Raw genomic sequence first — 19,257 nt, 5'->3', positions numbered from 1 at the left:
TCGCACGGCAAGAGGCGATTTGTCTCGTTGCACTCTAAAAAGGCGGTTTTTGCAGGAAATGCGTGAACTCATCCGAACCAATGACCCCGTTCTGCTCTCCTTTGCGGAAAGCCTTATGAAGGAAGTGGGCATTCACCACATGATTGCCGATCAGGCGACCAGCATCATAGAGGGATCTCTCGGCATGTTGCCGCGTCGTTTTCTGGTGGAGGAGGACCGCGCCGACGAGGCACGCGCGATTTTGCGCGATGCGGGTCTGGAGGCGGAATTGAGAGACGAGGTGTGAAAGCGGTGTTCTATTTGGGTTCAGGGGTGAGGAGCTTCTCGTTTTCGGTAGTGCGGCGCGGGACCTGCCACTCGAATTCCTGCCGCACATCTTTAGACTCCGTCGGCTCGAAGAGAGCTGGCCCATCGCGTCATGCCGATTTCTCCACCTGTGGGGGAGATGCCCGGCAGGGCAGAAGGGGGCTTTCCGATCTGACTTCAAAGACGAGGCGTCCCCAATGAGCTTGCCGGCCGAACCCACCGCTGAGCATACCGTCGACGCCTTTCACCGCGGCGGCTTCCATCTGGTTCAGCCCAAGGGTCGCGGGCATCGGGCGGGAATAGATGCGATGTTGCTCGCGGCACTGGTCGATGCCGATCGACCGGTGAGGGTGGCCGACCTCGGTGCGGGAGCCGGCGCGGCCGGTCTGGCGGTTGCCACCCGGTTGCCGCAGGCGTCCGTCACCCTTGTCGAACGCTCCGCCGAGATGGCCGACTATGCCCGCCGCAGCCTTGTTCTGGTCGAAAACGCCCATCTGGCTGACCGCATCACCGTTATCGAGAGCGATGTCACGCTCACCGGCAAAGCACGGGCTGAGGGCGGTCTTGAGAATAATGCATTCGACCATGTGATCATGAACCCGCCCTTCAATGACGGCGCGGATCGTGTCACGCCGGATGCGTTGAAGGCCGAGGCCCATGCCATGACTGGGGATCTGTTTGAAACCTGGATCCGCACGGCAAGTGCCATCACGGTCTCGGGCGGGCAATTGTCGCTGATCGCAAGGCCGCAATCCCTGGCCGAGATCATTGCCGCCTGCGGACGCCGCTTTGGCGGATTGCAGATCACGCCTGTGTATCCGAGGCGCGGTGAAAACGCAGTGCGTATTCTGGCAACGGCGATCAAGGGCTCTCGGGCAAGGCTGTCCTTGCGCGCGCCTTTGCTGATGCACGACGATCCCGAAAGCCATCGCTTTGCAGCCGACATTGATCGGTTGATCAATGGCCGGGTGGCATACCGACGCGCTTGAAACACTACATTGCGGCACCTGACAGGAAATCGATCACCAGCTTCACATTGAGCAGGCTGATGAGGCCGGCGATCAGGAGGGCGATGGCAGACAGCCAGCGTGGCGAGACCAGTGCGCCCATCTTCATGCGGTTGGCGGTCATCGTCACCAGCGGGAAAACCGCAAAGGGAAGTTGAAGGCTCAGCACCACCTGGCTCAGGATCAGCAATTCGGCAGTTCCGCTCTCGCCGTAGAGAATGGCAACGGCGCCGGCTGGTATGATCGCCAGACCTCGCGTGATCAGGCGCCGCACCCATGGCCTGACGCGAATATTGACGAACCCCTCCATCACGATCTGGCCGGCAAGGGTTGCCGTTGCTGTCGAATTCAGGCCGCTGCACAAAAGGGCTACGCCGAACAGAATTGGTGCCAGTGAACTTCCAAGCAAAGGGGCAAGCAACGCATGGGCATCGCCAAGCTCGGCCACTTCATGATGGCCGCTTTGGTGAAATGCCGCTGCGGCGAGGATCAGGATTGCGGCATTGACCAGAAAGGCAAAGGTCAGCGCCAGCGTGGAGTCGATGGTGGCAAAGGTCAGCGCCTCGCGCTTGCCCTTCGGGGTCTGCTCGATATGGCGTGTCTGCACAATGCCGGAATGCAGGTAGAGATTATGCGGCATCACTGTTGCGCCGATAATCCCGATGGCGATGTAGAGCATGTCCGGATTGAGCACGACCTCGCGGTCCGGCAGGAAGCCCGCAGCCACATCCGACCAGTCGGGATTGGCAAGCGCCAGCTGCACGGCGAAACTGCCGCCGATGATAGCTGTGAGCGTAATGACGAAGGCTTCAATCCAGCGAAACCCAAGTCGCTGCAGCATCAGGATGATGAACACGTCGAGTGCGGTGATCAGTACGCCGATCTCCAGCGGAATGCCGAAGATGAGCTTGATGCCAATGGCTGTGCCGATCACCTCGGCAATGTCGGTCGCGACGATGGCGACCTCCGCCAGAAGCCACAGCATGATGCCCGCAGGCCTGGAATAGGTATCGCGACAGGCCTGTGCCAGATCGCGCCCGGAGGCGATCGCAAGCCGGGCGGACAGCGACTGCAACAGCACCGCCATAAGGCTGGAAAGCAGAATGGCAACCAGAAGCGTATAGCCGTAGCGCGAGCCGCCGGCGAGAGACGTCGCCCAGTTTCCGGGATCCATGTAACCGACCGCCACCAGATAACCCGGACCCAGAAACGCCATGGCCCTTCGCCAGAACGGACGGCTGCTGACAACGGGAATGGAGCCATGCACATCCGCCATTGGCGGCTCGCCGCGCGCCCTGCGCCAGCCCCCGGCATTTTCCTCTTCGGCTAGCGCCTGCACGTCCGACATGATTGCCCATTGGAATTGAATGCGAATAAGTTGCAACTAAGCTAGTGCAAAGGGCAGTATGCTGCAAGGTCTATGGTTGCATTGCACAATGCGCGCCTGAAGTGCTGCCCATTGCGTTTCGCGCCCAAATACATACATCAGCAAGCAAGAGCCGGGCCGGGATGAGGATCACAACTCTGATCGCTGAATTATTCCGTCAACGGCATGGAACGACAATGCGGTCTGCTGCGCTATCACCATAGGCGCGGTATCGACCGCAACAAGGAGATAGAGATGGCCGGATTTATGACGCGTTACTTGCCCCAGCGGTTTCGCAAGACTGGAACTGTAATTCCGGTTATCCGTATGCAGGGCGCGATCATGAGCGGCGGCGGGAAATTCAAGACGCAACTCAATCTGGCAAGCGTCGCCCCCGGTCTGGAAAAGGCTTTCACCCGCAAGAAATCGCCGGCCGTCGCCATTATCATCAATTCGCCCGGTGGCTCGCCCGTCCAGTCGCGCCTGATCTTCGAGCGCGTGCGCACACTGGCGGAAGAAAACAACAAGAAGGTTCTGGTTTTCGTGGAGGATGTCGCAGCCTCCGGCGGTTATATGATTGCCCTTGCTGGTGACGAGATCTTTGCCGACCCAACCTCGATTGTCGGCTCAATCGGTGTGGTGTCCGGCGGCTTCGGCTTTCCCGAACTCCTGAAGAAGATCGGTGTCGAGCGCCGCGTTTACACAGCCGGCGAAAACAAGGTGATCCTCGATCCCTTCCAGCCGGAAAAGGAAAGCGACATCGAATATCTGAAGTCGCTGCAACTCGAGATCCATCAGATCTTTATCGACATGGTCAAGGACCGCCGTGGCAGCAAGCTTGTGGATGACGGCAACCTGTTCTCCGGCCTGTTCTGGACCGGCACCAAAGGACTTGAGCTTGGCCTGATCGACGGCATTGGCCACATGCGCACCATCCTCAAATCGCGCTACGGCAAGGACACCAAACTCGAACTCGTCAGTGGTGCGCGCGACTTTTTCGGTCGACGTACACCTGGAATTTCCGCAATCTGTCCTGAACAAATCGCCGCAGCCGGTGCCTCTGGTCTTGCAGAGGCGATGGAGGAAAAGGCACTCTGGAGCCGGTTCGGGCTCTGACAACGGCTGGGGGATAGATGCAGATTATCTTGTTACTGTTGCTGGTGGGCGCTGGAATGCTGCTGTATCGCCGCTTCATCGCCGACGCCCAGAAGCTGCAGAAGCGCTCGGAGCGCGAAGAAAAAGAGCGCGAAACGGGCGCCGTTGGAACATTGGTAAAAGACCCGGAAACCGGAGAATACCGGGTCAAGCGGGACGACGAATAGCTTACGCCCTCTGAACGGTCGATATGACCGGGCGACGCGTGATCGCGTTGCAATAGATTGATCGAGCGGAACGCCCGCGCCTGAGGGTCGGCGCAGGCGGGTCTTGAACGGCGGACATCAAAACCGGGTGGTAAGGTCCGTCAGCCAGACCGGCGATGTATCGACCAGGGTTGCCTCGAGCCGTTTGTCTGCCCCCGACAGGATCAGCACGCCCAGGAGTACCAGCACGATCCCGAATGCGCCTTTCAACACCTTGCCGGCATTCAGCATCCGGTCGCGCATGCGGTTGAACACATCGCGCGACAGCATGCCAAGCAGCAGCAGCGGCAGGGCCGCACCGATGCCGAATGCCAGCATCGTGGCAGCCACCTGACCCAGGTTCTCGCCTTGCGCCGCCATCAGCGAGGCGGCTCCCAGCGTCGGGCCCACACAGGGGCTCCACACCAGGCCCAGCAGCAGGCCGATGCCGAACTGGCCCTGCCAGCCCTCGCCATCGCCCCCGAAGCGGCGTTCGCTCCAGTTGCCAAGCGGGCCGGCCGCCAGCGCCAGTCGCGACTGCATGGATGGGACCAGCAGGACAGCTCCCAGAGCAATCATGATCAGCGCACCGATGTAACGGAAGAAGCCGAGATCGAAACCCAGGCTAAAGCCGATCAGCGCCACGAACATGCCAACCGCCAAGAAGGACACCGCAAGACCGACGGCAAGTGCCACAGGTCCCAAGCGATGTTTGCCCGATGCCGTTGCCAGCACGATCGGCACCAGCGGCAACACGCAGGGCGACAGGATTGACAAGACGCCGGCAAGGCCAGCCAGGAAGATCGTGGTGATCATGGTTTGGCCGAAAGCGTCGACTTGAACAGGTTTTCGATGGATTGAGGCTTGGTGTCGCCGACCGAGCGTCCGGTTTCGGTTTCGCCGTTAAAGGCAATCAACGTCGATTGCATATTGGCCCCAAGCGCGCGCACCACGTCCTTCTGGTCATCGAAATTCACTTCGAACACGGTGACCGGCTCAAGATCGGACGAGGTTGTCAGCGCCTGAATGATCGGCTTTTGCGCGCGGCATGTCGGGCACCAGCTTGCGGTGATGTCGACGACGATTGCGTCGCCCGCCTTTTGAGCAGCTTCGAACGCACCCTGTTCATAGGGCTTGATTTCGCCTGCAAAAGCGCTGGAAAAAGCGACTGCTGAAAGGGCTGTGGCGGCAAGGCCGGTCAGGATCTTGGATCGAATTGACATCTGGAGGTCTCCTTCGCATTGATGTTGAGCGCCTCCCGGTCGCAACCCTGGAAGACACCAGTCCGCCATGCTGTGCCCGCAAGCATCATGGCTTCATCGACGGTTACGCATTCATCCGGCCCATTGTTACATCTTCCCTAAGACACGTTTCCGTGTTTCCCGGGTGAAAGCGTAGCCCACGGGATAGCGTGTCAGACTTGACCCTGCCGCTGCACCGTGGCACCAGACGCCAAACAGATCCTCACAAGTCGGACAGTTATCCATGACCACCACGCTTGCACCCCATATGGACCCGAAGCGCTCGTTCCAGGCGCTGATCCTGACGCTTCACAATTATTGGGCGGACAAGGGTTGTGCCGTGCTGCAGCCCTACGACATGGAAGTGGGCGCTGGTACCTTCCATCCGGCAACGACATTGCGTGCGCTCGGGCCAAAGCCCTGGAAGGCCGCCTACGTGCAGCCCTCGCGCCGGCCGTCTGACGGTCGCTATGGTGAAAACCCCAACCGTCTTCAGCATTATTACCAGTATCAGGTCATCCTGAAGCCCAATCCGTCCAACCTGCAGGAACTCTATCTCGGCTCGCTGGCCGCAATCGGTCTCGACCCGCTGCTGCACGATATCCGCTTCGTCGAGGACGACTGGGAAAGCCCGACACTGGGCGCCTGGGGTCTCGGCTGGGAATGCTGGTGCGATGGCATGGAAGTTTCGCAATTCACCTATTTCCAGCAGGTTTGTGGCATCGAATGCTCGCCCGTTGCCGGCGAACTGACCTATGGTCTGGAGCGTCTGGCCATGTATGTGCAGGGCGTCGACAACGTCTACGACCTCAACTTCAACGGCCGCGAGGGTGACGAGAAGATTTCCTATGGCGATGTCTTCCTGCAGGCCGAGCAGGAATATTCCCGCCACAATTTCGAATTCGCCAATACCGAAATGCTGCATCGCCACTTCATCGATGCAGAAAAGGAATGCAAGGCGCTGCTGGAAGCCGGTGCTCCGGGCGAAAACGACAATCAGCGTCTGCACAAATGCGTCTTTCCCGCCTACGACCAGTGCATCAAGGCATCCCACGTCTTCAACCTTCTGGATGCCCGTGGCGTGATCTCGGTGACCGAGCGTCAAAGCTATATCCTCAGGGTCCGAACGCTTGCCAAGGCCTGCGGCGAAGCCTTCCTGATGACCGATGCCGGCGGTGTGAATTTCGGCAAGGCTGCCTGAACCGCCAAAACAGAATGTCGCCTGACGGTTTCCCGTCAGACGACATCCATGCTCGCTTGGAGAGGATCAGACAAGGTCACATATCCCGCAACGGCCCCCGTCGGAAGTTGCTTGGAGTAGATCTGCAGGGTCCGCCGAGTACCACAGGGTTCTACTCTCTGCATTGCAACTGCATAGTCGAAAAACAACGACAGAAACGCCGCCATATTGATCACATGCGTAGCGGTAGACATTCCTCGTTCCCCGCTATTCCAGCCATTTCGGGCTTCCGGTACTGGGAGGGACCCGTCCGCCTTGGGTCCCCTGCAGTTCCTTGCCTCGAACGATTACCAAGTTAGCTGCGTCGAGAAAAAAGCGGTATCCCGCGAACTGCCTAGCAAGATCTTTGTATAGCGAAGCGCGCGCCCTGTGATTTGCGCGTTGCATCCACAGTCCGAACCACTGGCGTGTCGCAGGAATGCTTCAGACCGGCCAGCGAGGATTGCGTGATTTTGATGCGTTGAGACAGCAAGATACGCGAAACCATGTGGGGCAGACCTGTTCATCCGGCCCGTCCGCCCCTATAGGTCGTTGTCGAGGGCGCGTCTTGAGATGACATCCATTCCCGTTGCGCCTATTGTCCCGCTGCTCATTTCGCCGGAGAAGCCCGATGTATATTACGCTTGCAGTCCTGGCCGTTCTCGCCGTCTATGCGGTCATCGTCTATAACGGACTGGTCAAGTCCCGGCAGATGACAGAGGAAGCCTGGTCCGGCATCGACGTTCAGTTGAAACGCCGTGCCGATCTCGTTCCCAATCTGATCGAGACCGTGAAGGGCTATGCCACCCACGAAAAGCAGACGCTGGAAGAAGTGGTCGAGCTTCGCAATCGCGCGCAGGGCGTGCCATCGGGCGATGTCGAGGGCAGGGCTGCTGCGGAAGGCATGCTGTCCCAGGCACTCGGACGCGTCATGGCGCTGGCTGAAGCCTATCCCGACCTCAAGGCCAATCAGAACTTTCTCGAATTGCAGCGCTCGCTGGAAACCATCGAGGGCGAGATCCAGATGTCGCGCCGCTACTATAATGGTGCGGCCCGTGATCTGAACGTCAAGGTCGACAGCTTTCCGTCCAATCTGGTGGCGCGTAATTTCGGTTTCACCAAGGCCGGCTATTTCGAAATTGCCAATGATGCCGATCGCGCGGTTCCAGCCGTGAAATTCTAATACCGGGCTGCAAGGCCCGTTTTGAGACCTGATATGACAACTGACAAGCTGACCATCATTCCGCCTGGCCATCCATTGACCGGCCGCGTGAGCCCTCCCGGCTCGAAATCCATCACCAATCGCGTGCTGCTTCTGGCAGGCCTTGCCAAGGGCACGAGCCGACTCACCGGTGCGCTGAAAAGCGATGATACCCGCTATATGGCAGACGCCCTGCGCGCCATGGGCGTCACGGTCGATGAGCCCGATGACACCACATTCGTGGTCACAAGCAGCGGTGAACTTACGCAGCCTGAAGCGCCGCTCTTTCTCGGCAATGCCGGAACCGCCACCCGCTTTCTCACCGCCGCATTGGCGTTGGGCAAGGGGCGCTATGTGGTCGATGGCGACGAGCATATGCGCAAGCGCCCGATCAAGCCGCTCGTCGATGCCTTGAACGCTCTCGGCGTCAAGGCGGACGCCCCGACCGGTTGCCCGCCCGTCACCATCGATGCCACAGGCCAGTTTGCCAGCCATCGTGTGGTGATCGATGCAGGGCTCTCCAGCCAGTATGTGTCGGCGCTCTTGATGGCGGGCGCCTGTGCGTCCGACCCTTTCGAGATCGAACTGGCCGGTGCCGAGATCGGTGCGCGCGGCTATGTCGACCTGACGTTGTCGGCCATGCGCGCCTTTGGAGCAACGGTCACCCAGCCGACATCGGCCTCCTGGCGCATTGCGCCAACCGGTTACACTGCCGCCGACTATCACATAGAACCGGATGCCTCGGCCGCCACCTATCTTTGGGCTGCCGAAGTGCTGACAGGCGGCGCGATCGACATCGGCACCGCGACGGCCGATTTCACCCAGCCCGATGCCAAATCGCAGGCCTATATGGCGCAGTTCCCGAATATGCCGGCCGAGATCGATGGTTCGCAGATGCAGGACGCCATCCCCACCCTTGCGGTGTTGGCGGCGTTTAACCGAACGCCGGTGCGCTTTGTCGGTATCGAGAACCTGCGCGTGAAGGAATGCGACCGCATCAGAGCCCTGTCGACCGGCCTCAACAATATTCGCGATGGCCTGGCTACGGAAGAGGGCGATGATCTGGTGATTGCCTCGGATCCGGACCTTGCCGGCCAGACCCTTCCAGCCGATATCGACACCTTCGCTGACCACCGGATTGCCATGAGCTTTGCGCTTGCAGGCCTGAAGATTGCCGGCATCACCATTCTAGATCCGGGCTGTGTGGCGAAAACATACCCGGCCTACTGGAACGCACTGGCGTCACTCGGCGTTGAATATGCTGGCACTGACGAGGGAACTTTATGACCGGCTAGGCATTATTTCCCCGGATCGGCGCGCTTCCGCGCGCCTGGAATTTCAGGAGTAATGCTTATGAGCCGCAGCAATGGCCTTTATCTCATCATCGGTGCACTGGCCGTCGTCGTCATTGGTCTGGCCACCTATGTCTATCAGGAAGAAACCGAGCCAAAGGGCGTTGAGCTGAGCATCGGCAAGAACGGCCTGTCCGTCGAAGAAAAATAACAGGCGAACGATCTGCCTGCATGTCAGGTAGCCGCGTTTCATGTTTCAATCCCCCTTGTCTGCGCCCTATAAGGGGACTGCAACAAGGGGGATTTTATTGATGAGACCTGTTTTCGGCCTCGTGCTGGCACTGCTTTTGAGCCTGGTCGGGCCACTATCGGCATCCGCCGAAGAATTCATCAAATCCTATCATGCCGACATCGCCGTCCGTCCGGATGCCTCCTTGCATGTTACGGAAACGATTACCGTCAATGCCGAGGGGCGCGACATCCGCCGCGGCATCTTCCGCGACTTCCCGCTGTTTGCGCGCGATGCCGACGGCAAAGTGGTACGTGTCGATTTCGATCTCTCTTCCGTCACCCGCGACGGCGAGCCTGAGGCCTTTCACACCGAGAGCATCAGTGGCGGCATTCGCATTTATGCCGGCGACGAGAATGTCTGGCTCGACAACGGCCTGCACACCTATAAGATTACCTACGACACCAGCCGCTGGATTGCCCGTTACGACGACCAGGATGAGCTCTACTGGAACGTCAACGGAACTGGCTGGCAGTTCCCGGTCCGCGAGGTCTCGGCAACCGTCACCTTGCCGGGCGATGCTGCGCCCACGCAAACCGATTATTTCGCCGGCGGTTACGGCGCGGAAGGCAAAGACGCCCGCGCGCGCATTACCGGGAGCAGCGCGCGGTTCGAGACGACCAGGCCGCTGGGGCCAAACCAGGGGCTCAGCATCATTGTTGGCATCCCCAAGGGTGTGCTGGCGACGCCCACCGATGCCCAGCGTACATGGTGGTTCTTTCGCGACTACAGCAATGTCATCATCGGGTTTGGCGGGCTGCTCGTCGTCGGGCTTTATTACCTGCGTGCCTGGCGTGCGGTGGGGCGAGACCCGGCAAGAGGCATTGTCGTGCCGCGCTGGGACGCACCCGATGGCCTGTCCCCGGCGCTGGTCAACTATGTCGACAACAAGGGATTTTCCGGCTCGGGCTGGACGGCCTTTTCCGCATCCGCCATCGATCTCGCGGTCAAGGGATTGCTGGAACTGGACGATCTCGACAAGACCTTGATCATGCGCCGCACGACAGCCGAGCCCAAGGCCGATCTGCCGCCGGGGCAGCTGAGCCTGCTCAATTCGGTTGGACCGCCCGGATCGAGCCTGACCGTCGACAAGGCCAATGGCGAGACGGTGCAAAAGATCGGTGTGCGGTTTCGCAGTGCCATCGAAAAGGAACATCGCAACAAATACTACAAGCATAATCTGGGATATATCGCAGGCGGCGTTGCCTTGAGCGTCGTGGCACTGCTCAGCCTTTTCATCTTTGGCTGGATTTCCGAAACCTCCATCGGCTTCATGGCGATGGCGGTGTTCGTCGGCTTTTTTGCAGGCGGCATCGCAGTCGCCTTCGGCAAGGAACTGCGCTCGGCATCCATGGTCAAGAAGATCGTGATCATTGCGGCCCTTGGCATCATTCTCTTCGTCGGGGTCATGATTGGCGGCCTCATCATCGCCAGTATGCTGACCGAGCTGGAGGGCATACAGCAGATTGCAGCTGTCATTGCCTTTGGCGGCATCGCTCTTCTGAACGTGCTGTTTTTCTTCCTCATGGGCGCACCGACCCCGCTGGGTCGCAAGCTGATGGACGGGATCGAGGGCTTGCGGCTTTATCTGACGCTGGCTGAAAAAGACCGCATGAACATGCAAGGCGCCCCCACCATGTCGCCGCGCCATTTCGAAACGCTTCTGCCATATGCCGTCGCGCTCGGCGTGGAAAAGCCCTGGACCCGAGCCTTCGAGGCCTGGCTTGCAACGGCGGCCGCGGGGGGTGCTGCGGCAAGCTATAGTCCGCTCTGGTATCACGGCGGCAATATGGGCGGCTTCTCCGACCGCATCGGCGGATTTTCCTCTTCCATGGCCTCGACTATCTCGTCTTCGCTGCCCGCTCCCAAGGCAAGCTCTGGCGGTGGCGGTGGCTTTTCCGGCGGCGGCGGTGGCGGTGGCGGCGGCGGTGGCTGGTGAGGTGGGAGTGAGAACGTGTTCGGCTTGAGCAAATCCGCCGACAGGTATCTTGCCATCGCAGCAACGGTTGCGAGCCTCCTGTTGCTGACTGCCTTCTTCACAAGCGATACCTTTTTCGAATGGGCATTCAATCGCCATCGGAACACGGCCTCGTGGGTCGCTCGTCCGCTGCTGCTTCTGCCAATGTGTTACTGCGCATGGAAAAGATCGTTCGGCGGGATCGGTGTCTGCATTTTTGCTTTGTTGAGCTCGATGTTCTGGTTTCCGGCACCTGTCGAACCGAGAGAGGATGTGACGGCCTTCCTCGCGATGGAGCGCGCCTTGCTTCGTGCGGGCTGGACCTGGTCAAACCTATCCGGACTGATCGCGGTGATGGTGTATGGCGCAGCTCTGCTGACGGCCTTCTGGCATCGCTCGTGGAAGCTCGGACTAGGGGTTGCCATAATCGGTGCCGTCGGCAAGATCGCCTGGAGCCTCGTTTACAGTCCGCAGGCGGGCAGTGCCGTCATACCTTATGCTGTGGGTGGGGCGCTTATTCTGGCTGCGGTCGTTTTCCTGTCGCGCAAGCATTTGCCTTAGGGTCTGCTGGATCCTTATCGGTTTTTCCTGCTTTTCGGATGACAACAGGCTTAGGCCTTGCTAAGTCCGCCGCAGCTTTTCTGTCCATTGAAAAAGACATTGTCCCATGCCCGATCTTCTTATCGAACTCCGCTCCGAGGAAATTCCAGCCAGCATGCAGCGCAAGGCCGCAGGCGACCTGAAGGCGCTGGTCACAGGTGCGCTGGTTGAGGCGGGGCTCAATTATGAAGGCGTCAAGGAATACTGGACGCCTCGTCGTCTGACACTGGATATCCGCGGCCTGTCCGCCCGCTCCGCCGATGTGCGTGAGGAAAAGAAGGGCCCCCGTGTCGATGCACCGGAAAAGGCCATCGAAGGCTTCCTGCGTGGGGCTGGCCTGTCCGACATTTCCGAAGCCGTGGTGCAGAGCGATCCGAAGAAGGGCGAATTCTACGTTGCCTTCATCGACAAGCCCGGCCGTGCTGCCCAGGAGATCGTCACCGAGGTAATGCCCGGCATCATCCGCACATTCCCGTGGCCACGCAGCATGCGCTCAGGCGCGGCCTCCAGCCCCCGGGGCTCGAGCTATAACGGTATTGAAGGCAAGGGCTCGGAAAGCCTGCGCTGGGTGCGCCCGCTGCAATCGATTGTCTGCACCTTCGGCATCGAACACGACGAAACCGAAGTCATCCCCTTCGAGGTCGACGGCATCACGGCCTCCAACATCACCTATGGCCATCGCTTCCATGCGCCTGAAGCCATCACCGTGCGCCGCTTCGACGATTATGCCGTCAGCCTGGAAAAGGCCAAGGTCGTGCTCGATGCCGAGCGCCGCAAGGAAATCATCGCCCAGGATGCGGCCAACCTGGCCTTCGCCAATGGGCTGGATCTGGTCGAGGATGCGGGCCTTCTGGAAGAGGTCGCAGGCCTCGTCGAATATCCGAATGTGCTTCTGGGTACCTTCGAGGAGAGCTTCCTGGCGATCCCGCCGGAAATCATTCGTCTGACGATCAAGACCAACCAGAAATGCTTCGTCACCCGCCCGACCGGCGAGACGGACAAGCTCTCCAACCACTTCATCCTCGTCTCCAACATCGAGGCAAAGGATGGTGGCAAGGAAATCATGCACGGCAATGGCAAGGTGGTGCGCGCGCGCCTCTCCGACGCTTTGCATTTCTGGAACCGCGACCAGGGCAATCTGCCCGATCTCGGCGATCTCGAAGCCTCGGCTGCGAAATTCGATCTGGACCTCACCAAGCCGCTCGACCAGCGCATGGCCAAGCTCGATGCGCTCAACGTCACCTTCCACGCCAAGCTCGGCTCGCAAGGTGACCGCGTCGCGCGTATCCGCGAACTGGCCAAGACGCTGGCGCCGGTCGTTGGCGCCGATCCTGCGCTCGTGGATCGTGCCGTGGTGCTCGCCAAGGCCGATCTGCGCACCGAAGCCGTCGGCGAATTCCCCGAACTCCAGGGCGCGATGGGCCGCAAATATGCAGCTCTGCAGGGCGAAGATGCCTCTGTCGCGGCTGCCATCGAGGACCACTACAAGCCGCAGGGCCCGTCCGACCGTCTGCCGGAAGACAAGGTTGGCCTGACGGTGGCGCTCGCCGACAAGCTCGATACGCTGGTGGGCTTCTGGGCCATCGACGAAAAGCCGACCGGCTCGAAGGACCCTTACGCGCTTCGTCGTGCAGCGCTCGGCGTCGTCCGCATGATCTTGGAGCGTGGCGTTCGGGTGCCATTGCTGACGGTGGTCAAGGACGCCGATCTCCTCTCCTTCTTCCACGATCGCCTCAAGGTCTATCTGCGCGATCAGGGCGCCCGCTATGACATTATCGATGCCGTGCTGACGCCGGATGCCGACGACCTGTTGATGGTGGCCCGCAAGGCCGAGGCGCTGACGGCCTTCATCACCTCGGAAGATGGGCTCAACCTGCTGGCCGGCACCAAGCGCGCCACACAATTGCTGGCCGCCGAAGAGAAGAAGGGCACTGTGGTTGCCGATGGCGTGTCGGTGGAACTGTTGAAGCTGGATGCTGAAAAGGCACTGGCGACTGCGGTCAAGGCCGCGACGGACGAAGCAGCAAAGGCGGTCGCCAAGGAAGACTTCCGCTCCGCCATGCAGGCGCTCTCGACGCTGCGCGTGCCGGTCGACACATTCTTCGAGGACGTGCTGGTCAACGACGAAGACACCGCCATCCGCGCCAATCGTCTGGCTCTTCTTTCAGCCATCCGCGAGGCGACGGGCACCGTGGCAGACTTCTCCAAGATCAGCGGATAATAAAAAGGCCCGGTCGATCCGGGCCTTCTGCTTTGTGCTTCTGTGTCCGCTCAGGCCGGCAGGCGCTTGTCGTAATCGCCTTTCAGGCTGGCCCAGTGTGCCCAGAAGTCCGGGCGTGCCATGCCGTTTGTCACGGCCACGAGCGCGTCGAGATGGGCGTGCCAGCCGGCGGAAACCATCAGCAGCATGGCGCGGTTGGCAACGCGGCGATGGGTGATGGTGAGCAGCACGTTCTCGCCTTTTTCAACAAGCGCAAACGCCACCTCGCCATTGTCTCCCCAAGTGAAAACCAGTGTATTGGGAGGATCGACCGCGACGATGCGGCTTTTCATGCTGTGCTCCGCTCCGAAATCTTCCGGGCGCGGGGTGGCTGGACCGTCGACGAGATTGTCGTTTCGCCAGGTGAGTTCGAAATCCGCACCGTTTTCAAGCTCCATCTCGCCGGAGGCGAGCCATTGGCTGCGCAGTTCGCTGTCGGTCAGATAGGACCAGACGCGCGAGATCGGGCCCGGCAATATGCGCCGGATCATCAGTGTGGTCGGGTCCTCAAGGGTCCCGTAGTCGTCACGCATGCTCATGTCGTTCATGTCTGCTTTCCTTCTTCGGGTGGGGTCTTCTGAGATTTGTCGTCCTGGCGCAGCAATTGCTCGAGCACATCGAGACGGCTGTTCCAGAAGCGTTCGTAATGGCGCAGCCACGCATGGGCGGCGCCCAGTGGTTGTGGCGCCAGCCGGCAGATATGGGTCCGGCCGCGGATTTCGCGGCGAACGAGCCCCGCATTCTCCAGCACCTTGATATGTTTGGATGCCGCCGCAAGCGACATCTCGTAGGGTTCGGCCAGCTGGCTCACAGTCTGTTCACCATCGGCAAGTGCATTCAGCATCCGGCGGCGTGTGGTATCGCCGAGTGCGTGAAAGACGGTATCGAGTTGGGATGCGCTTAATTCAACCATGTGGTTTAATATAAATGGATTGAGCGAATAGTCAACCGATTGGTTTAATAAATTGCAGCATTCTCTCCCGGACCCGCTTGCTGCCGATGCCCTGCGCGTCTTAGAAAAGCCCATGACCGGAAAAATTCTCATCAGTGCCTGCCTGCTTGGTCGTCCCGTTCGCTATGACGGCAAGGGCAAGCTGCTCGCCCATCCGGCCATCGAGCGCTGGCGCAAGCAAGGCCGGCTTGTCGGTTTCTGTCCCGAACAGGCCGGTGGCCTGCCCACGCCCAGACCTCCGGCCGAGATCGAAGGCGGCTTCAGCGCTGAAGATGTGCTGGCGGGCAGGGCACGGGTCGTGGAAGTGACCGGCGCGGATGTGACAGAGGCCTTTATTGCCGGAGGTCGTAAGGCCGTGGACAAGGCTCGCAATGCCGGTTGCCGCTATGCGCTGCTGATCGATGGCAGCCCGTCTTGCGGATCGGGCTTTATCTATGACGGTAGCTTTACCGGAAAAAGACATGCAGGCGAGGGCGTCACGGCCGCGTTGATGCGAGAGGCCGGCATCGAGGTTTTCTCTGACAATCAGGTCGATGAACTGGTGGAGCGTTTGAACATGGATGAAGCCGACCCGGCAATCTGATGCCTCTCGTTACGCTTTGGGGCCTCACGCAATTCAGCGGAAAGGAAAGGGCGGCATGTCGTTTTCAAACCGTCAGTCACGTCAGCGGCATGGCATAGCGACAACAGGACCTGCAGCGTGGCAGGCAAGGCAACAATGTCGCCGCGCGCGGATCCGCCCAAACTTTCAGTGGATGAGCCGGCAATGACACGCAACCTCTCCGACGTTCCAGACTGGATCTATCTCCTTCGCGAGTTCGAAACGCTCTATCGCTATGGCTCCGCCGGTGGCAGCAAGGCCATTCGCAGCCACCGCAAGCGGGTGCGCGATGCCCTGTCGGCCATCATCGACGCCAATCCGGAGATCGTCGAGCGCGACGTCGAGACCAGACCGGTCGTTCAGCATTTCGGCCGCGCCATCGATATAGGCAGCCGCAATGTCATGGCAGGGCTCAGTCGCGCTTTGTCGCGGCTCGAACATCAACTCACATGGGAATTCGGCTATGAGCGCGTGCCAAAGCCGCTGGAGCGCAAATATGCCTATTGCGAGGTCTTGGGCCCCAAGGGACCGATCAAGGCAGATAATCTGATCCTGGGTTTCGTGCTCTTTGCACCCAATACCACCTATCCGCAGCACAGCCACAAGGATATCGAGGAAAGCTACATCTCGATTGCCGGGGCATGGTCGGAAAACGACAGCGCCGTCTATGCGCCGGGCTCGCTGATCCTCAACCGCTCCGATCACGAACACCGTATCACCACCGGTGAATTCGAGCCATGTCTGCTGGCCTATGCCTGGATTGGGCCGATAGAGCGTCTGGCCTATCCGGGGATGAAATTTACGGCCATTCGAAAGCCCAAGCCACCAGGCCTTGCTCCACTCGATTGAACTGTCCTGGCTGTAAAAAAAGGGCCGCCGGACATATGTCTGGCGGCCCTTATGGCAGGCGGTGGATCTAAGGCAAGGTCAGCTTGCGCGGCGCATCTGCTGGGCTGCATGGTGCAGACCGCTTGTGGATGCACTCGAGACCTTGAAGCCGCGGATGAGGTTCAGAAGTTCCTCGGTATCGGCAGCCAGTGTCTCTGCCGATGCTGTGGTTTCTTCGGCCATGGCGGCATTCTGCTGCGTGGTCGTATCCAGCTGGTTCATCGACGAGGCAATCGAGCGCAGCGTTGTATCCTGCTCCGATGCCGAATGGGCGATCTTGGTTACGATATCCGAGGCCGACTTGATCTGGTCGGAGATACGCTTCAGCGCTTCGCCGGCCTGACCGACCAGTTGTACGCCGTTTCCAACTTGGTCCGAAGAGGTCGAGATCTGTTCCTTGATCTGCTTTGCCGCGGCGGCCGAACGCTGGGCCAGTTCACGCACTTCCTGGGCAACGACCGCAAAGCCCTTGCCGCTTTCGCCGGCACGCGCAGCTTCGACGCCGGCATTCAGCGCCAGAAGGTTTGTCTGGAAGGCGATATCCTCGATCACGCTGATAATGCTGGCGATCTGGGTTGAGGACTGTTCGATGCCGGTCATGGCATTGATGGCAGCCGTGACGACCCCATCCGACTTGTCCGCTTCGGAAGAAACGCTGACAACCCGCTTGGCGGCTTCCTTGGCACCATCTGCCGTCTGGCGAACGGCAACCGTCAGCTCGTCGAGAGCTGCCGATGTTTCTTCCAGATTGGCGGCCTGACGCTCGGTCCGCTGCGACAGCTCGTTCGAAGCCCGGCGGATTTCTTCCTTGGAGCCACTGATGTCGATGCCTTTGGCATTGACCTTGCCCATGGCCGCTTCGAGATGGTCCATCGCCTCGTTGAAATTGCCGCGAAGGGTTGCGTATTTCTGGCCGAGGTCGGCGCAACGCACGGTCAGGTCGCCCTTTGCCAGCTGTTCAAGGCTGGCGCCGATGGTGGAGACCACATGGGCCTGCTGCTCGGCTTCTGTGCGCTGCATGGCCGCATTCTGCTGGCGTTCGCTATCGAGCAGCGTCTGCTGTTCCGTCTGGCGTGCCACCATGGCATGGCGCTCGCGCACCTTTTCCTGCAGCGATTCCGTGGCTTTCGCCATCATCCCGACTTCATTGCCCATGTCGGTATGCGGGATCTTGATGCTGACATCCTCGTCAGCCACGGCTTCAAGCGACTTGTGGATCGCTGCCAGCGGCTTGGTGATGCCGCGGATCACGAACCAGGCGGCAAAAAGGACAACGGCAAGAACGCCGCCGCCGATGCCAACGGCCTTGAACACCATGCCGCGGATCTGCGCCTGCAGGTCATCGACATAGACGCCGCTGGCAAGAACGAGCCGCCATGGCTCGAAAGCCTTGGCATAGGAACTCTTCAGATAGTTGCCCGTTGGTTGGCCTGGTTTGACGGTGCTGTAATAGTCGACGATGCCTCCACCGGCCTTGCCGACAGAAACCATCTCGTCGCGATACAAATGCCCGGTCTGGTCTCCCTTGCCCTTGCCGGCTTCGCCGATCTTGCTGGCAACAGGGTGGATGCGCATGACGATGTCATAGTCATAAGCAAAGATATAACCGTCCGGATTATACTTGATTGTCGTGATTTCGCGGAAAGCCTGCTTTTGGGCTTCCTCTTCTGTGAGCTCGCCGGACACTTCGCGGTCGTAGAAAGACTGCATGATCGAAAGTGCAGACTCGACCTGCGAGCGCAGCATGCCGTAACGCTCGGCATAGATCGCGGTCGTCGCCATCTGGATCTGATAGTAGACGAGCCCGGCCGTGCCAACGACCAGAGCCATCACCAGCAGGAAGAGCTGGCGGGAAATCTTCATGTTCTTCATCAAAGGGCCTCTGAGAGGAAAACTGAAATTGTCGGGGGTGAGATGCGGACTAATCATGAGACGCATATCGAAGCGATGCATGGGGCCCGGCCATCATTGCCGTCAGCATTTTCCATTCGTCGATAAGGTTACGACCTAAAAGAAAATGATTTACTAAAATATTCGGACCTAAAAAAGATAGGTTTCCCAGGTCGTCTGTCTGATCAAACAGGAAAAGTTGCATTGGCACGTATCATTTCCGGTGTGCCTTGCACCACGTGCCTTTGAATTCGGCCCAAAAAGGAAGCGCCCCAGCGATAAGGCCGGGGCGCCCTTCCGCTCTTCGCGGATTGCCCATGCAGCTGGGATCGTGCAGCTGGAAGGGGCAGGGAAGTCTGGGGATCACTTCAGTCGAAGATCAAAACCGCCGACATCGGGACCGGCATGCATAGGCGGTGTGCGGCCCATCATTGAAGCCATTGCGGGTTCTGCTCCGCTTGCATCGTCAACAGCGGCGGTGGTCGCATTCCGATCAACGCTGCCATCGGCGATAGCAACAGCCAGTCCGTTCGCACCGCTTGTCCAGCCGGCAGCCTTGTGCACGAAGACCACGGGAGAACCGCCCATCCAGGCTTCTGTCCGAACCAGCTTCTTTTCGCCGTCGACATCTATCGCGACCGTGCGCTGTGTTCCGGTCTTGAGCTCCGGCACGATATAGCTCAGCCGTTTTTCCTTCGGCTTCAGCGGCGGGCAATCGGCGCAACTGATCGTCGTCACGCTGTTGTTCGGCACATCAGGCGTTTTCACGATCTCGATCGAAGACGCCAGTGTCGGTCCGGCGATCAGCACGGCTGCGGCGGTGAGGATCATATGACGCATTACAGGCA

At 59.8% G+C, this 19,257-nt stretch carries 20 protein-coding genes; 13 read left to right on the top strand and 7 right to left on the bottom strand.

Translation table 11 applies throughout. The features are described from left to right. The first annotated feature begins 58 nt into the window (after positions 1–58). Together ACWPM9_RS16450 and ACWPM9_RS16445 are read left to right on the top strand one after the other, a co-directional pair. Positions 59–286 carry a putative signal transducing protein gene (locus ACWPM9_RS16450; protein ID WP_428185680.1) on the top strand — a complete coding sequence of 76 codons (228 nt, stop codon included), beginning with the start codon at positions 59–61 and terminating at the stop codon, positions 284–286. A gap of 217 nt (positions 287–503) precedes the next feature. After that, complete coding sequence (locus ACWPM9_RS16445; RefSeq protein WP_484755841.1) at positions 504–1,295, top strand: tRNA1(Val) (adenine(37)-N6)-methyltransferase; 792 nt, start codon at positions 504–506, stop codon at positions 1,293–1,295. 4 nt (positions 1,296–1,299) lie between these two features. Here ACWPM9_RS16445 and ACWPM9_RS16440 read toward each other — a convergent pair whose 3' ends face one another. Continuing rightward, positions 1,300–2,661, bottom strand: a complete 1,362-nt coding sequence (locus ACWPM9_RS16440) for an Nramp family divalent metal transporter (RefSeq protein ID WP_484755840.1) — start codon at positions 2,659–2,661, stop codon at positions 1,300–1,302. A 273-nt stretch (positions 2,662–2,934) separates the two neighbouring features. Between ACWPM9_RS16440 and ACWPM9_RS16435 the strand changes: the two genes are divergently transcribed. Both ACWPM9_RS16435 and ACWPM9_RS16430 read left to right on the top strand, forming a co-directional pair. Beyond that, positions 2,935–3,795: a S49 family peptidase gene (locus tag ACWPM9_RS16435; protein WP_484755839.1), complete on the top strand. Its 861-nt coding sequence runs from the start codon at positions 2,935–2,937 to the stop codon at positions 3,793–3,795. A 17-nt stretch (positions 3,796–3,812) separates the two neighbouring features. Continuing rightward, complete coding sequence (locus ACWPM9_RS16430; RefSeq protein ID WP_484755838.1) at positions 3,813–4,001, top strand: hypothetical protein; 189 nt, start codon at positions 3,813–3,815, stop codon at positions 3,999–4,001. A gap of 117 nt (positions 4,002–4,118) precedes the next feature. Here ACWPM9_RS16430 and ACWPM9_RS16425 read toward each other — a convergent pair whose 3' ends face one another. Both ACWPM9_RS16425 and ACWPM9_RS16420 read right to left on the bottom strand, forming a co-directional pair. Continuing rightward, a complete protein-coding gene (locus ACWPM9_RS16425) occupies positions 4,119–4,835 on the bottom strand; it encodes a cytochrome c biogenesis CcdA family protein (RefSeq protein ID WP_484755837.1) in 717 nt (238 codons plus the stop codon). Continuing rightward, entirely contained in the window at positions 4,832–5,242 is a 411-nt protein-coding gene (locus ACWPM9_RS16420; RefSeq protein ID WP_484755836.1) for a thioredoxin family protein, read from the bottom strand. Before ACWPM9_RS16420 ends, ACWPM9_RS16425 begins: the two co-directional genes overlap by 4 nt. A 286-nt stretch (positions 5,243–5,528) precedes the next feature. Between ACWPM9_RS16420 and ACWPM9_RS16415 the strand changes: the two genes are divergently transcribed. From ACWPM9_RS16415 to glyS, 7 genes are all read left to right on the top strand, one after another. After that, positions 5,529–6,461 (top strand): glycine--tRNA ligase subunit alpha, encoded by a 933-nt coding sequence (locus ACWPM9_RS16415; RefSeq protein ID WP_484757668.1) that lies wholly within the window; start codon positions 5,529–5,531, stop codon positions 6,459–6,461. A 649-nt stretch (positions 6,462–7,110) separates the two neighbouring features. Beyond that, positions 7,111–7,662 (top strand): LemA family protein, encoded by a 552-nt coding sequence (locus ACWPM9_RS16410; protein ID WP_484755835.1) that lies wholly within the window; start codon positions 7,111–7,113, stop codon positions 7,660–7,662. Positions 7,663–7,695: 33 nt separating this feature from the next. Continuing rightward, positions 7,696–8,967, top strand: coding sequence for a 3-phosphoshikimate 1-carboxyvinyltransferase (gene aroA / locus ACWPM9_RS16405; RefSeq protein WP_484755834.1), 1,272 nt, complete (start codon positions 7,696–7,698; stop codon positions 8,965–8,967). A gap of 66 nt (positions 8,968–9,033) precedes the next feature. Further along, positions 9,034–9,183 carry a hypothetical protein gene (locus ACWPM9_RS16400; RefSeq protein ID WP_428185671.1) on the top strand — a complete coding sequence of 50 codons (150 nt, stop codon included), beginning with the start codon at positions 9,034–9,036 and terminating at the stop codon, positions 9,181–9,183. A gap of 100 nt (positions 9,184–9,283) precedes the next feature. Continuing rightward, the gene (locus ACWPM9_RS16395) at positions 9,284–11,200 is read left to right on the top strand and encodes a DUF2207 domain-containing protein (RefSeq protein WP_484755833.1); all 1,917 of its coding nucleotides are present in this window, start codon (positions 9,284–9,286) and stop codon (positions 11,198–11,200) included. Between the two features lie 15 nt (positions 11,201–11,215). Next, positions 11,216–11,779, top strand: coding sequence for a hypothetical protein (locus ACWPM9_RS16390; protein ID WP_484755832.1), 564 nt, complete (start codon positions 11,216–11,218; stop codon positions 11,777–11,779). A 106-nt stretch (positions 11,780–11,885) separates the two neighbouring features. Further along, positions 11,886–14,039, top strand: coding sequence for a glycine--tRNA ligase subunit beta (gene glyS / locus ACWPM9_RS16385; protein WP_484755831.1), 2,154 nt, complete (start codon positions 11,886–11,888; stop codon positions 14,037–14,039). Between the two features lie 50 nt (positions 14,040–14,089). Here the strand turns inward: glyS and ACWPM9_RS16380 are convergent, their stop codons facing one another. Together ACWPM9_RS16380 and ACWPM9_RS16375 are read right to left on the bottom strand one after the other, a co-directional pair. Beyond that, positions 14,090–14,626 carry an SRPBCC family protein gene (locus ACWPM9_RS16380; protein ID WP_484755830.1) on the bottom strand — a complete coding sequence of 179 codons (537 nt, stop codon included), beginning with the start codon at positions 14,624–14,626 and terminating at the stop codon, positions 14,090–14,092. Then, entirely contained in the window at positions 14,623–14,991 is a 369-nt protein-coding gene (locus tag ACWPM9_RS16375) for an ArsR/SmtB family transcription factor (protein ID WP_484755829.1), read from the bottom strand. The genes ACWPM9_RS16380 and ACWPM9_RS16375 overlap by 4 nt, the downstream gene beginning before the upstream one ends. A gap of 112 nt (positions 14,992–15,103) precedes the next feature. Here ACWPM9_RS16375 and ACWPM9_RS16370 point away from each other — a divergent pair, with 112 nt between their 5' ends. Beyond that, the gene (locus ACWPM9_RS16370) at positions 15,104–15,613 is read left to right on the top strand and encodes a 2-thiouracil desulfurase family protein (protein ID WP_484755828.1); all 510 of its coding nucleotides are present in this window, start codon (positions 15,104–15,106) and stop codon (positions 15,611–15,613) included. A 183-nt stretch (positions 15,614–15,796) separates the two neighbouring features. Next, on the top strand, positions 15,797–16,480 hold the full coding sequence (locus ACWPM9_RS16365; RefSeq protein ID WP_484755827.1) for a dimethylsulfonioproprionate lyase family protein: 684 nt from the start codon (positions 15,797–15,799) through the stop codon (positions 16,478–16,480). 78 nt (positions 16,481–16,558) lie between these two features. Here the strand turns inward: ACWPM9_RS16365 and ACWPM9_RS16360 are convergent, their stop codons facing one another. Both ACWPM9_RS16360 and ACWPM9_RS16355 read right to left on the bottom strand, forming a co-directional pair. Then, complete coding sequence (locus ACWPM9_RS16360) at positions 16,559–18,391, bottom strand: methyl-accepting chemotaxis protein (RefSeq protein WP_428185663.1); 1,833 nt, start codon at positions 18,389–18,391, stop codon at positions 16,559–16,561. Between the two features lie 381 nt (positions 18,392–18,772). After that, positions 18,773–19,249, bottom strand: a complete 477-nt coding sequence (locus ACWPM9_RS16355; protein ID WP_428185662.1) for a plant virulence effector HPE1-like domain-containing protein — start codon at positions 19,247–19,249, stop codon at positions 18,773–18,775. Positions 19,250–19,257: the final 8 nt, after the last annotated feature.

The sequence above is a fragment of the Agrobacterium sp. H141 genome (assembly GCF_057158725.1).
This window is presented reverse-complemented; position numbering and strand designations above follow the sequence as displayed.